Source organism: Mycolicibacterium stellerae, from assembly GCF_003719305.1.
GTDB lineage: Bacteria > Actinomycetota > Actinomycetes > Mycobacteriales > Mycobacteriaceae > Mycobacterium > Mycobacterium stellerae.
Genome location: NZ_RARC01000004.1, coordinates 200,369 through 213,053, shown reverse-complemented (window position 1 = coordinate 213,053; position 12,685 = coordinate 200,369). Strand labels below are relative to the sequence as shown.

The following is a 12,685-nucleotide window of genomic DNA, read 5'->3' as shown; positions in this document are numbered from 1 at the left end:
GTCCGACGCTCATGCCGCCGAGATACGGTCGCGCACTTCGAAATCCAGGCCGACCGCTTCGGCCACGTAGATGTCCTGTGACATCTGGTTACCGCGCATGGTCACCTCGCCGCGCGGGCTGCAGTATGTCAGGTTGGCCGCTGCCACAGTGAGGTCGGTGATGTCGAGCGATCCCGCCCGCGTAGCCAGCGTCATCAGCAAAGTCAGTGCTTCATAACATGATTCGCCGATGCTGTTCAACGCGGGCGCGGCTGGACCGAAATGCGCGTAGTAGCGCGCGGCGAAGTCCATGCTCGCGGTGGTGTTGAGCGCCTCGAAGTACCCGGCGGACGCGAACAGCCCGTCGTTACTCTCCGAGCCGCTGGCCATGAGCATGTTCTCCTCGACGTGCGGGCTGAGACGCGGCACCGCCGCAGCCATGCCGGTCGCTGCAAATTGTCGGTTGAATGCCACCCCGTCGCCACCGACCAACAGCAGCAGCACTCCCGACGCGGCACTGGCCTCGACGTGACGGATCGCCGCGCTGAAGTCGGTGGTGCCCAAAGGGAAGTACATCTCGCCGACCAGGGGGCGACCGCGCGCCTGGGCGTGCAGGCGTGCCGCTGAGCCGGTCTGTCTTGGCCAGACGTAGTCGTTGCCAACGACGACCCACCGGTCGACTCCGTAGGCGGCGTTCATCCAGTCCATGGCGGGCAGCAGTTGGCAGGAGGGAGTTTCGCCGGTTAGGAACAGACCCGGCGTTCGCTCGCCGCCTTCGTAGAGCGGGCCGTACACGTAGGGCACCCGGTTGGCGGTGACTTTCGCGATGGCCTGCCGCACGGGTGAGATGTGCCAGCCCGTCACCGCGTCGATAACGCCGAGTTCGAGCAGGGCAGCGATCTCGGCCGCCACGGCCAGCGGTGCTCGACTGCCGTCCACGGGGATGAGTCGTATCCGCCGTCCGAGCAACCCGGCGCCGGCATTCACGTCGGCGATCGCCAGCGCGGCGCACGCCTCGCACGACGGCCCATAGATACCCGCCGAACCGGTGTGCGGGACGACGAGCGCAATGTCCAGGGTTTCGCGGGCCACGCCGCGCGTCGCACCGTACACGTTGGACCTCCGTCCACTTTCGTTCGCAACGATCGTGAAGGCTCGCAGTTACCGTTGCATTTCACGCCTGTTCGTGATGCGAAAAGTCACGACGCCACACACTTACTTGCCGGGTACCGATAGTTCGGCCACCCGAGCGAGGGTGCGCACCAGGTGGACGGCCGTCTCCTCGCCGAGCTCGTCCACGAGAGCTGCCTTCATCAACGACTCCTGGCGGGCAAGCTTGCGGACCTTCGCCCTTCCCCTCGCGGAGAGGTAGACCAGAATCCGGCGGCGGTCCATCGCGTCTACGCGGCGCAGGACGAAACCGCCGTCGACCAACTTGTCCACGATCCGCGTCAAGGTCGGCGGAGGCACGGACATCGCTGCGGCGACGTCGCTCATGGTCAACCCCTCGCCACCGCGCAGGGCGCCAAGCACTCGCCAGCCCTCGATGCTGTTCACCTCGGCATCCACCAGGCCGCTCGACAATGCGTCGGTCCACCAGCGCCCGGCCCGCAACAGAACCTCGGAGACGCTGTCCATGCTCGTCGAGGTGGGCACGTCCCCTCCTGATGCAATCGCTTTCACCGCGAATTATTGTTCTCGGCAGCATATCTGGCGACGGGCCCCGGCCGCAGTGTTCACGCCGGCTGTCCTGATTCGACTGCGCGAACGCCTGCAAACTTGGCGATGACCGAGGCGCCCCACTCCGACGCAATGCCGAACGTGGCGCCCACCAGTGCCGTGACACCCGCGATCAGGGCGGGGTTGGTCACCCCTGGCGTGAGGATGCCATTACCGGTGGCGGCGATCGTGCCGACCGTCATCGCGAAGCCGAACACGATGGCGGGGGTGGCCGATAGCCACGGCAACCGCGACACCTGAACCATTGCCAGACTTCCGATTCCGACCGCGACGGCGAGCAGTACGGCACTGGCGGTGGCACTGACGGCAAGCAGCGTGCACGTGGCGATGAGGATGCCCGCCCAGTTGCACGCGACGGACTTCACCAGGCCGGAGCCGCCGGAGCCGACGAAGAAGAACGACGCCCACGCCAGGAACAGCACCCACACGGGAAGCGGCCAGATGGTCGCCGTCAACCACGTGGACAGGGCGCCGAAGATTCCGACGCTGATGGACAGCGCGGTGGCCTTGCTCATCTCGATGCTCCTAGTGGTGATGCGGGTGGTCGTGATCATGGTCGTGGTCGTCGTGGGCGAGCAGCGCCGCCTCGGCCACGGTCTGTTTGTCGAGCGTCGTTGCGTCGAAGAACTTCTTCTGAGCGGCGAGCCGACAGAACGCCTCACCGAACTGGCGGTAATACACCGCGGGGTCGCAGACGTCGGTGAGCCCCGACTCGTCGATCACGGCGATGAGGTGCGTCTTGAATTCGTCCCACTCGAAGGCGCCCGCCTTGCACAGGTGCACCACCAACCCGAAGAGCCGGCCCTGCCACGGCGCGTCGAAGACCAGTTCGCCGTTCGATCTCGGCAGGGCTGAGGTGCCGCGCAGGTCGTCGAAGCCCGTCAGATCGATGGTGGCGGTGGCCATCAGGCCCCCGCCCCAACAAGCGCGGTGCCTACCATGGAGTCGCGGCTGATCAGCAGCATCAGTTCGTCCATCGTCATGCCGTCGGTGCCCTCGGGTCGCTGCGGTATCACCAGATACCGGATCTCGGCACTGCTGTCCCACACGTCGATCTTGACGTCCTCGGGCAGTTCGACGCCGAACTCAGCCAGCACGCTACGCGGCTCCTTCACCACCCGAGCCCGGTACTGCGGGTACTTGAACCAGGCAGGCGGAATGCCCAGCAGCGTCCAGGGGTAGCAGGAGCACAGCGTGCACACCACGACGTTGTGCCGCTCGGCGGTGTTCTCCACCGCCACCATGTGCTCGGTCTGCAGGCCGGTGAACCCCATATCGGCGATGGCCGCGGTGGCATCGCGCAGCAGCCACTCCTTGTACTCCGGGTCGGTCCACGCCCTGGCCACCACCTTGGCGCCGTTGACGGGGCCCATGTCGTTCTCGAACGATGCGACGACGGCGTCGACGGCCTCGTGTTCGGCCAATCCCTTCTCCACCATCAATGACTCCAGCGCATTCACCCGCGCTTCGACGTCGGGTAGTGAAAGCCAGTCCATCTTCTGATCTCCTTGTTCTCGTTGACTTTTGGAGCTAGGCGGTTATTCGGCGGGCTCGAGGTAGTCCTCGAACAGGTCTGCATACAGATCGAATTCCTCGACCGCGGCATCGCCCCACAGTTCGGTGGAGGTGAACCGGACCATGTAGAGCTGGTGAGGCACCTCGGTCTGCTGATGCGCACTGGCCGCGGGATCATGGAACGCGCCGTACTGCTTGGCGATCACACCGGTGGCGCGGTTGAGGTATCCGGGCAGCCGGTTGTGGCTGGTGTCGTGGATGTTGCGCACTCGGACGGTGGCGCCGACGTCGTAGGACGGGGATGTCTCGGCAGGCAGGTCGTGGGGGGTGCCCTTCCACAGCACGTCGATCATCTGTTCGGCAAACGGCGAAAGGCTTTCTGGCTTCTGCGGGTGCGGCGTCATGCTCGGTGCCCCGAGCTCCGCCATCCGCTGGTCGATCTCGTCGTGGGTGATGTAACCCTTGTCGTTGAGCAGCTTCTCCACCGAGAACAGCCAATGCGCGTAATAGGTCGAGTCGGTGTAGTCGCTCCACCGCATCAGCTCAATGCCATGGCGTTGCTCGTCTAGGTTGAACGCGCCCTTGGCGATCGCCATTGCGGTAACCGCGTGCATCCGGCCTTCGAAGGGGTAGCGCCAGTCGGGTATGCCGGGTTCGAGGAACTCCGTGGCAATGGGGCCGAGACCGTCGCGGCCTCCGACGTCGTGCGGTCCATGCATGTCGGTCGTCTCCGATCCTTTAGTTCATTTGCGAAATACTTTCACTGAACAACTAACAGCACGTCTTCGGCTGAGCGCAAACGCTGCGGTCGGGTCGTAACGCAGGATTTACCGGAGCCGAACTCCTTTGTTAATAACTGGTTTCCAGGTTGGCACCCGGTGTGGTTCGGGTTGACGCAGCCCGCCCACTGACACAGACTCACCGCTGCGCGCAATAGTTGCGTGGTGGAACTATTGAACCAAGGAGGACCCTCGCCATGACTGCTTCCCACGATTCGGTTGCCCGCTGGAGCGGTGCCGTCGACACCCCGGACAGCACCGTGATCGGCATCGCGCTCTGGCTCACCGCCACCACAGTGCTGGCCCTGATCGCCTACTACTTCCTCGGCTACGACCAGGGCGCGGTATCGATATTCGGCGCCGACACCCACGTTCACGAATTCGTCCACGACGCCCGCCATCTGCTGGGCTTCCCCTGCCACTGAACAGGATTCGACATGGAGAAGAAGTACATCGCCCTTGGTGTCGCTTCGGGTCTGATTGCCGGCCTGGCGTCGTTCGCGTACGCCCGCATGCAGATCTCGCCGCTGATCGAGGCGGCGATCGGCTACGAAGAAGGCCGGGCACACGCCGAGTCGCTGCTGACCGGTGAGCACGGCCACGCGCACGAGGTCTTCAGCAGGCAGCTGCAGGAGAACGTCGGCGCGGGCGTCGGCACCGTGGTGTTCGGCACAGTGATGGGCGCACTGTTCGCGGTCGCATTCAGCGTCCTGTTAGCAGTCCTGCGCCGGCGCCAGATGCGTGTCGACGCACGGGCAGTTGCGGCACTGCTCGCGGTGGCCGCGTCCGTGTCGACGACCCTCATCCCTTCGCTCGCCTACCCGCCGAACCCGCCCGGCGTCGGCCTCGAGGAGACCATCGGCGAGCGGACCTCCGCATACCTGGCGGTCGTCGTCGTGTCGGTGGTGTTGATTGCGGTGGCAACGGCCGCAGCATTGCGGTTCGCGCCCCGTATCGGTGCCTGGCAAGCCTCGATGGCCGCGGTGGCCGGTTACCTATTGGCGGTCACCGCAGTCGTGGCGCTGATGCCGTCCTTCCACGAGGTGCCGGGACCGATGACCGGACCCGACGGCGACATCGTCTTCCCCGGATTCCCCGCAGAGGTGTTGAGCGACTTCAGGATCGGCTCCCTGGTGACCCAGGCGATCCTGTGGACCGTCATAGCCGCGGGCTTCGTGGTGATGCTCCCCCGCAGCTCCCGAGTCGACTCACCGGCGTCGCTATTGGGAGCAATGCATGGCAACCGTTGAGTTCACGCCGACACCGGATCAGTACGTCTGGACCTTCGGCGGTGCCGAGCCGGTAATGGAGGTGACCCCGGGCACGGTGCTCAAACTGTGGACGGAGGACGCGTTCGCCGGTCGAGTCACCTCGAGCGCCGACAAGCCAAGCGAGGTTCTCAACACCAAGGAGCTCAATCCGCAGACCGGACCCTTCTACGTGACCGGCGCCCAGCCCGGTGACACCCTCGCGTTGCATGTCGTGTCCTTGGAGCCCGCTCGTGACTGGGCGGCGTCCACCACAATCCCCTTGTTCGGCGCGCTCACCGGAACCGACAGGACCGCGACGTTGCAGACGCCCTTGCCGGAGCTCACCTGGATCTACCAGGTCGACAGAGTCGCTCGGGAGGCGACGTTCGTCGCGCACGAGAGCGACTTCACCATGACGATGCCGCTGGCACCCATGCTGGGCACCGTCGGCGTCGCGCCGGCCCTGCGCGAGGTCCGCACCACACTGGTGCCGGACTACTTCGGCGGCAATATGGACACCCCGGAACTGCGGGCGGGGACGACGATCTACCTCGGCGTCAACGTCGAGGGTGCGTTGTTCTCGGTGGGCGACGGTCATTACCGCCAGGGCGAGGGCGAAACGTGTGGTACCGCACTGGAGGGGGCGATGAACGTGACGATCGTCGTCGACCTGATCAAGGGCGGCGCGCCGGCCTGGCCCCGGCTCGAGCACGACGATGCCCTGCTCACCGTGGGCTCCGCGCGTCCGCTCGAGGACGCCTGGCGGTGCTCGCAGGTCGAGATGGTGAGGTGGCTGACCGAGCTATACGGGCTTGGTCGGATGGATGCCTATCAGGTATGCAGCCAGCTTTGCAGGTCCCCGCTGGCCAACGTCGTCGACGTCAACTACAGCGCGGTCACCAAGATCGCGAAGTCGCTTCTCCCGCGGTCCGACCCCTACGACGGCACACATACCCGGCTGCGGGCGGCCGCCGGTGCATTGACGTAGTGCGGGGGCGACGGGGTAGACCGGGCGACCTCGTCGGCTGAAGGCACCGCTCCAGATCACTGCGTCCGCTAAAGGTCCACCTCGGTCGCGGTGCTGACCCGCTGAGCCGGGATCCCGGCGTGGTCACAGGTCTCGGCCACGACGGTCGCCGAGTCGGCGGTGAACACGGCGAAGAGCACCTCGTCGGTGGGCACGGCGAGCAGATTGAGCAGTCGGACCGGTGACCCCTGCGCAGACATCAACACCGCGGAGTCCTTCAGACGCGCGACTGTGTCATCGAGCGGTTCCTCCGTGACGGCGGAGTGATACCACTCGACGAGATAGCAGGGCACCGGAACTGTCATCGATTGAACGCTAACCGGATATCGGCGCAAAGGAATCGGGTGTTTCCCTATATATCTAGGTCGCCGACGTGTCGGCCGAGTTCGATATCCAGCTCGGCGACGTGTCGGCCGAGTTCTGCGCGCGAGTGAATACCGAGCTTGGCGTAGATGCGGGCCAGGTTCGATTCAACTGTCTTCGGGCTGATGAACATGGCGGCGGCAATGTTGCGGTTGGTCAGCCCCGAGGTCGCGAGTTCGGCCACCCGCCGTTCGGACACGGTGAGCACCTTTCGGCGCGCGCCCACGATGACACGACCGAGCTCAGTGCGCGCACGGTCCGCCCATAACGGCGTACCTACCTGTTCAAACGCCTCCAGCGCATCCTGGAAGCTAAGCGCCGACACGCCCTTCATGCGCTGACGACGCTGGAGCTGTCCGACAACGAGTTGTGTACGTGCCCGTTCGAAGGGCATCGCCATTCTCTCGTGCGCCGACATCGCCTGCTCGGCCGCCTCGAACGCCCCGGCAATGTCACCGCGGGCGGCCAACAGCATCGCCCTGCCGCGGCCGCCGACTGCCAGCATCCAATCCCGACGCAGCCGGGATCCGTTTCGTTCGAGCGCCGTCACCAGTTGCTCTGCATGCTCAAGCCGATCCAGCGCGACCATCGCCTCCACCGCATCAGGGATGAACGAGGCAGTGATGATCTCGGTGACGTCCGGCATCATCTCCACCCTGCCCAGCAGAGGCGCAAGGGCCGTCAGCGCCGACCGATACTCACCCAGCGAAACCTCGAGGAAGCCAAGCGCCACTGTGGGCCATTCGCCCAACCTGACCGAGCCGCAACGCTGGCTGGCTGCCCGCGCGTCATCGACCGCGGCGCGCGCTTCATCGACCCGCCCCGTGTAGGCCGCGAGCAATGCCCGGCATGTGAGCGCCACCGACAGCGGCAAGTCACCACCTAATTGCTGCGCGAGCTCCATCGTGTCCTCGGCAATGAGCGCGGCCTCCGCGAAACGGCCGCGCCAGATCTCGACCAAGGTGCCCTGGAATGCGACGAGCATCAGCTCACCGTCCTGGCCGTGTTCGATACAACGCCGCCGAAGCGACGTCATCTGTTCGTGGGCCCAATCCAGCTCGCCGGTACAGGACCGAACGATTGCGTTGTGCACGGTCGGCCGGAGTGCGAACGGGATGTTCGCCTGGTGATCCTCGAGCTGGAGCGCCCGTTGCAGGCCGAGCTCGTCCACGCCGTGACCGTGCAGCAACCGGACCATCGCTCGCATACCGAGCGCCTGACTCAACAATTCAGGCCGCCCAATTTCCTCGGCCTTCTCGACCGCCTCCTCGGCACGCCGTAACGATGCGTCGAGCCGGCCCGAGTTGAACAGCGCGAAGGACAGTGTGACCAGCACCGGAATCAGCACTGCCGGATCGTCGGCAGCCTCAGCGAGCGCTCCGTCGAGCAGATCGGCCGCTTCGGGAAAACTGTCGTCGAGCAGCCGCACGTAGCCGAGTCGACTCATCGCCTCGGCGCGGGCCACGCCCGGCTCGAGTTTCGCGATCGCCTGTTCGAGAAGCGCACGGGCGCGGCCGGATTCGCCGGCATTGAAATGGTCGCCCGCCGCGTGGACGAGGCGTTGCGGCGTGCTTCCGCCCAGCTCGATCGCGAGACCGACCAGTTCGGCCGCCGCGGCTGGGGCCCCGCGGATGCGCGCCGACTCTGCTGCCGAATCGAGCGCCGCAAGCGTCTCGGGGTTTCCCGTGGTGGATCCAAGGGCCATGTGCCTGGCCCTCAGCTCGGGTTCGTCGACGACGCCGGCCAGTCGCCTGTGCATGGCACGTCGCCGCTCTGGCGGTTTGTCGATGTAGACCCCGCGAGCGAAGATCGGGTGGCTGAATCGGAGCTGATCGCCGTCGATATCGATGACGCCGCGGCTTTCGGCAGACTCTAGTTGCGCGGCAACGACATTGAGATCGGAGCCCAGTGCACGTGCAACCAATCCCACGGTCGGAGCGGCGAGGCACGCCACGGCCAGCAACGCATCATCGACATCTGAGTCCCCGCCACGCACCTTCGAGCGGATCAATTCCTTGAGGCTGTCGGGCAACGAGATGCCGGTGTTGGGCTCGCGGTCATCCATCATCCTGGCGATCTCAAGGGCATAAAACGGATTACCGCGGGAGGCCGCTTCGATACGCAACATCGTGGGCCGCGAGAAAGAGCGGCCCAGTCGGTCGGAAAGCACCGCGTGCAGCGCGCCGACACTCATCGGCGGCACGGTGATTCGCCGGATCGAATCAGGACGCGGAAGCTGCAACCACAAGCCCGCACTGTCGTTGTCGCCGGTGCGGACTGTGGCGAGGATGCCGACCGGTCCGGTCAGCCGACGCGCCGCGAAGGCAACAACGAGGCGGCTCGAGGAATCAAGCCATTGCAGGTCGTCCACCGCCAGCAGGACCCGCGTCGTCTCCGCGAGGATGGTGACGATGGACAGGAATCCCGCAGCCACCGCACGCTGGTCAGCTGGAACATCTTCGGCGTCGCCGCGCAGCAGGACACGGTCGAGCGCTAGACGTTGGGGTTCGGGTAGCTCCGTCAGGACGGCGGAGTCGACGTCGCTCAACATGTCGGCCAGGGACGCATAGGCCAGCACCGACTCCGCAGCGACCGGCCGCGCGGCCATCACACGGAAGCCGTCCGCCTCGGCGCGTTGAATCGTCTCCGACCACAGAGTGGTCTTGCCGATGCCAGGCTCACCCTCGATCACCAGAGCCGAGGGCGCGGCAACAACCGAGGTCAAGAATTCGGCGATCGCGGACGCTTGCCGCTCACGGCTGACGACCCGCGCGGACATGAAGTCATGCTGACACGTAGCAACCCGCGGGTCCATTCCTCATAGCCCGGCAAACTTCGAATTAGCCGATGCGTCGCTGAGTCCCGGCCCTGGCAATACCTGCGCCACGAGCAGCGAAAACGTCCCAATCGCAGACCCCGCCATTGGCAGATGGTTGCCCCGGGTTCCCGTGGCAGCGATCTCCCAGAAAATCACACCGAACCGTCAATATGTGCTGCGCACCCGCGTTGACAAGCTAAGCTATCCAGATTGCGAAACAAGATCAGGTAACGGAGATGTTTCGGAAATTGCTAACTCACCGGATCAAGCAGCATAAAAGCCCCGTGCCGTGTTAGTCTGCTGTTAGCTGAGCGTCGTTGCGTATGCAAAAACTGCCAGCTGCAGGAGCAGAAGGGAGGCTTAGCTGATGTTAGCGTTCGATGCGATGCGCTCGTCAGATGGGTCGGCCCACCCTGCCTCAAATGGTGTTGCTATGCAGATGGCGGACTTACCCGAGCCCGCCGCCATCCTCAACTGCAGTCGTCTCGGCCGCAGCGCCAACCCGCCCGGCTTTTCCTTTGGTGACTGGCTACGCGATCGGCGTAGCCGCTGAGAGCAGGCCGGTCAACGCCTGAGCTTGCGGACGAAGAGCACGACCAGCAGGGCGCCAATTCCAGCAAGCGAGATCGCGACCGGCGGCTTCTTGACGAATCGAACCACCCCCGACTTCACATCGTCGGCGATCCTGCGCGGGTTGGCACGCTCAGCGAGGCTATCGACGGTAAGGGCCAGCTGATCGCGGGCCTGATCGATGTCCTGCCGGATGGTTTCTGGATCTCGATCCACCACTGTCGTTCCTCCATCGCCCGCACGCGGCTCGTGCGCTGCTCGCGTCCGCTCTGCCTTGCCGCACTACCCTAGATCAGCCGGCGCCAACCCCCACGCGCCGGTGGAGAAGAAAGGGATAACTGGTGGCACAGACCCCACGCCTGGAGGTCGGCGACAAAGCCCCCGCGTTCAGCCTGGCCGACGCCGACGGCAAGTTGGTGTCTCTGGCCGACTACCGCGGCCGAAAGGTCATCGTCTACTTCTATCCGGCGGCATCGACACCGGGATGCACCAAGGAGGCATGCGACTTTCGCGACAACCTGGGCGAACTGAACGACGCCGGGCTCGACGTCATCGGCATCTCCCCCGACAAGCCGGAGAAGCTCGCCAAGTTCCGCGACAACGAGGAGCTCACCTTTCCGCTGCTGTCCGACCCCGATCGCAAGGTGTTGACGGCGTGGGGCGCCTACGGCGAGAAAATGATGTACGGCAAGACAGTGCAGGGCGTCATCCGCTCCACGTTCGTCGTCGACGAAAAGGGCAAGATCGAAGTCGCCCAGTACAACATCAAGGCCACCGGCCACGTCGCCAAGCTGCGGCGCGATCTATCCGTCTGACGCCAGGTTCGCCAGCAGCAGCGCCTCGGCCGTCGCGGCGCGTTCCAACACCCCCAGGTGCAGGCTCTCGTTGATGCTATGCGCTTGTGTCCCGGGATCTTCCACGCCGGTAACCAAGATCTTCGCCGACGGGAAAGCATCGGCGAACTCGGCGATGAACGGAATCGAGCCGCCCATACCCATGTCGACCGGCTCGTTACCCCACGCCTGCCGAAACGCCGCACGGGCGGCATCGTAGACCGGTCCGGTCGCGTCGATAGCGTACGGCTGGCCGATGTCGCCGGGTGTGACGGTGACCTGGGCTCCCCACGGGGCGTGCTTCTCCAGATGACGAGTCAGCGCGTCCAGGTGGGCCCGCGCATCTCCGCCCGGTGCCACCCGCATGCTGACCTTGGCCCGTGCCCGCGGTATGAGAGTGTTCGACGATGACGCGATCGCAGTGGTGTCGATGCCGATGACCGTGATCGCCGGCTTGGCCCAAAGTCGTTGCGGCACCGAGCCAGAACCGATCTCGGTAACACCGTCGAGCATCCCGGACTCCTCCTGCACTCGCTGCGCGGGGTAGTCGACATCGGCGGCGGTCGCCTCGTGCAGGCCCTCTACCGCGACATTGCCGTCGTCGTCATGCAGGGACGCCAACAGGCGGACCAGCGCACTCAGCGCATCGGGCACCACCCCGCCCCACAAACCCGAGTGCAGACCGTGGTCGAGCGTGGCGACCTCCACGACGCAGTCGGCCAGCCCGCGCAGCGACACGGTCAACGCGGGGGTCTCGGTGCTCCAGTTGTCGGAGTCGGCGATCACGATGACGTCTGCGGCCAGTGTGTCCTTATGGGCGGCCAGCAGCCGACCGAGCGAAGGTGACCCCGATTCCTCCTCACCCTCGACGAACACCGTCACCCCGACCGGCGGCCGGCCGCCGTGCGCGCGGAATGCGGCCAGATGCGTTGCGATGCCGGCCTTGTCGTCGGCACTTCCCCGGCCGTATAGACGACCGTCGCGTTCGGTCGGCTCGAACGGCGGCGACACCCATTGGTCGGGATCGCCCTCTGGCTGGACGTCGTGATGGGCGTAGAGCAGCACCGTCGGCGCGCCTTCGGGTGCCGGATGCCGGGCGATGACGGCCGGTGCGCCACCCTCGCTGACGATCTGTACATCACCGAACCCGGCCTGCGACAACAATTTTGCTACCGCCTCGGCGCTGCGCTGAACCTCGCGTTTACGCGACGGGTCGGCGCCAACCGACTCGATGCGCACCAGGTCTTCCAGGTCGCGCCGCACCGCGGGCAGCACGTCACGCACCCGCTCCACCAGATCGCTCATGCTGTCGAGGTTAGTCGCTCGCCCTTCTTGCGCGAGCAGACGCAAAAGTCCCCGACACGCCGATGAAATCGGGACTTTTGCGTCTGCTCGCCGGGAGAAGGACCGGGAGAAGGTCAGCGCTCTTCGAGCACCGCTACCGCCGCGGCGGTATCCCCTTCATGGGTAAGCGACAAATGAATCGTCACCTTCTCCAGGTGCTCGGCGATCGCGCCGGTCAGCCGCACCCGCGGCCGACCCCACATATCGGTCACCACCTCGATATCGCGGTGTATGCCCTCCGGGAGCACCGGCCGCTTCGAGAACCGCGACCCCGACCACGCCTTGATGACCGCCTCCTTGGCCGCCCACCGGGCCGCCAGGTGCCGCGCCGCCGACGAACTCTTGTCCGCGGCGTCACGGCGCTCACCGGGCGTGAATGTCTCGGCGAACAGCGTTCCAGGCTGGTCAACCTGCTCTGCGAACTCAGGGATCGAAACCAGGTCGATGCCGACGCCAACGATGCTCAC

General features: G+C 65.4%; 15 protein-coding genes. 4 read left to right on the top strand and 11 right to left on the bottom strand.

Features of this window, described 5'->3' with window-relative positions:
- Nucleotides 1-9 precede the first annotated feature (9 nt).
- From D6M19_RS08265 to nthB, 6 genes are all read right to left on the bottom strand, one after another.
- Nucleotides 10-1,092: a substrate-binding domain-containing protein gene (locus D6M19_RS08265; protein WP_234834758.1), complete on the bottom strand. Its 1,083-nt coding sequence runs from the start codon at nt 1,090-1,092 to the stop codon at nt 10-12.
- Between the two features lie 102 nt (nt 1,093-1,194).
- On the bottom strand, nt 1,195-1,635 hold the full coding sequence (locus D6M19_RS08260; protein ID WP_234834757.1) for a MarR family winged helix-turn-helix transcriptional regulator: 441 nt from the start codon (nt 1,633-1,635) through the stop codon (nt 1,195-1,197).
- Nucleotides 1,636-1,715: 80 nt separating this feature from the next.
- Nucleotides 1,716-2,273 carry a DUF1097 domain-containing protein gene (locus tag D6M19_RS08255; protein WP_234834756.1) on the bottom strand — a complete coding sequence of 186 codons (558 nt, stop codon included), beginning with the start codon at nt 2,271-2,273 and terminating at the stop codon, nt 1,716-1,718.
- Nucleotides 2,245-2,625 (bottom strand): nitrile hydratase accessory protein, encoded by a 381-nt coding sequence (locus tag D6M19_RS08250; RefSeq protein ID WP_123024696.1) that lies wholly within the window; start codon nt 2,623-2,625, stop codon nt 2,245-2,247. The genes D6M19_RS08255 and D6M19_RS08250 overlap by 29 nt, the downstream gene beginning before the upstream one ends.
- Nucleotides 2,625-3,215 carry a nitrile hydratase subunit alpha gene (gene nthA, locus D6M19_RS08245; RefSeq protein ID WP_123024695.1) on the bottom strand — a complete coding sequence of 197 codons (591 nt, stop codon included), beginning with the start codon at nt 3,213-3,215 and terminating at the stop codon, nt 2,625-2,627. Before nthA ends, D6M19_RS08250 begins: the two co-directional genes overlap by 1 nt.
- Before the next feature lie 42 nt (nt 3,216-3,257).
- Complete coding sequence (nthB, locus tag D6M19_RS08240) at nt 3,258-3,953, bottom strand: nitrile hydratase subunit beta (RefSeq protein WP_123024694.1); 696 nt, start codon at nt 3,951-3,953, stop codon at nt 3,258-3,260.
- Nucleotides 3,954-4,210: 257 nt separating this feature from the next.
- On the opposite strand from nthB, the gene D6M19_RS08235 reads away from it, so the two are divergent.
- From D6M19_RS08235 to D6M19_RS08225, 3 genes are read left to right on the top strand one after another with little or no spacing between them, the layout of a single operon-like run.
- Nucleotides 4,211-4,438, top strand: coding sequence for a CbtB domain-containing protein (locus D6M19_RS08235; protein ID WP_123024693.1), 228 nt, complete (start codon nt 4,211-4,213; stop codon nt 4,436-4,438).
- 12 nt (nt 4,439-4,450) lie between these two features.
- On the top strand, nt 4,451-5,263 hold the full coding sequence (locus D6M19_RS08230; protein ID WP_123024692.1) for a CbtA family protein: 813 nt from the start codon (nt 4,451-4,453) through the stop codon (nt 5,261-5,263).
- The gene (locus tag D6M19_RS08225; protein WP_123024691.1) at nt 5,250-6,251 is read left to right on the top strand and encodes an acetamidase/formamidase family protein; all 1,002 of its coding nucleotides are present in this window, start codon (nt 5,250-5,252) and stop codon (nt 6,249-6,251) included. Before D6M19_RS08230 ends, D6M19_RS08225 begins: the two co-directional genes overlap by 14 nt.
- Nucleotides 6,252-6,319: 68 nt before the next feature.
- On the opposite strand, the gene D6M19_RS08220 is transcribed toward D6M19_RS08225, so the two are convergent.
- From D6M19_RS08220 to D6M19_RS08210, 3 genes are all read right to left on the bottom strand, one after another.
- On the bottom strand, nt 6,320-6,595 hold the full coding sequence (locus D6M19_RS08220) for a hypothetical protein (RefSeq protein WP_123024690.1): 276 nt from the start codon (nt 6,593-6,595) through the stop codon (nt 6,320-6,322).
- Between the two features lie 47 nt (nt 6,596-6,642).
- Nucleotides 6,643-9,432, bottom strand: a complete 2,790-nt coding sequence (locus D6M19_RS08215) for an AAA family ATPase (protein ID WP_123024797.1) — start codon at nt 9,430-9,432, stop codon at nt 6,643-6,645.
- Between the two features lie 603 nt (nt 9,433-10,035).
- Entirely contained in the window at nt 10,036-10,260 is a 225-nt protein-coding gene (locus D6M19_RS08210) for a DUF3618 domain-containing protein (RefSeq protein WP_123024689.1), read from the bottom strand.
- 122 nt (nt 10,261-10,382) lie between these two features.
- Between D6M19_RS08210 and bcp the strand changes: the two genes are divergently transcribed.
- Entirely contained in the window at nt 10,383-10,856 is a 474-nt protein-coding gene (bcp, locus tag D6M19_RS08205; protein WP_123024688.1) for a thioredoxin-dependent thiol peroxidase, read from the top strand.
- On the opposite strand, the gene D6M19_RS08200 is transcribed toward bcp, so the two are convergent.
- Complete coding sequence (locus tag D6M19_RS08200; RefSeq protein ID WP_123024687.1) at nt 10,845-12,179, bottom strand: dipeptidase; 1,335 nt, start codon at nt 12,177-12,179, stop codon at nt 10,845-10,847. The genes bcp and D6M19_RS08200 overlap by 12 nt on opposite strands.
- 113 nt (nt 12,180-12,292) lie before the next feature.
- The gene (gene acpS / locus D6M19_RS08195) at nt 12,293-12,685 is read right to left on the bottom strand and encodes a holo-ACP synthase AcpS (protein WP_123024796.1); all 393 of its coding nucleotides are present in this window, start codon (nt 12,683-12,685) and stop codon (nt 12,293-12,295) included.

Excerpts from the sequence above, each read along its gene's own strand:
- D6M19_RS08255 (WP_234834756.1), bottom strand. The coding sequence starts at position 2,273 with ATGATCACGACCACCCGCATCACCACTAGGAGCATCGAGATGAGCAAG.
- D6M19_RS08250 (WP_123024696.1), bottom strand. The coding sequence starts at position 2,625 with ATGGCCACCGCCACCATCGATCTGACGGGCTTCGACGACCTGCGCGGC.
- nthA (WP_123024695.1), bottom strand. The coding sequence starts at position 3,215 with ATGGACTGGCTTTCACTACCCGACGTCGAAGCGCGGGTGAATGCGCTG.
- nthB (WP_123024694.1), bottom strand. The coding sequence starts at position 3,953 with ATGCATGGACCGCACGACGTCGGAGGCCGCGACGGTCTCGGCCCCATT.
- D6M19_RS08235 (WP_123024693.1), top strand. The coding sequence starts at position 4,211 with ATGACTGCTTCCCACGATTCGGTTGCCCGCTGGAGCGGTGCCGTCGAC.
- D6M19_RS08230 (WP_123024692.1), top strand. The coding sequence starts at position 4,451 with ATGGAGAAGAAGTACATCGCCCTTGGTGTCGCTTCGGGTCTGATTGCC.
- D6M19_RS08225 (WP_123024691.1), top strand. The coding sequence starts at position 5,250 with ATGGCAACCGTTGAGTTCACGCCGACACCGGATCAGTACGTCTGGACC.
- D6M19_RS08220 (WP_123024690.1), bottom strand. The coding sequence starts at position 6,595 with ATGACAGTTCCGGTGCCCTGCTATCTCGTCGAGTGGTATCACTCCGCC.
- D6M19_RS08215 (WP_123024797.1), bottom strand. The coding sequence starts at position 9,432 with ATGTCCGCGCGGGTCGTCAGCCGTGAGCGGCAAGCGTCCGCGATCGCC.
- D6M19_RS08200 (WP_123024687.1), bottom strand. The coding sequence starts at position 12,179 with ATGAGCGATCTGGTGGAGCGGGTGCGTGACGTGCTGCCCGCGGTGCGG.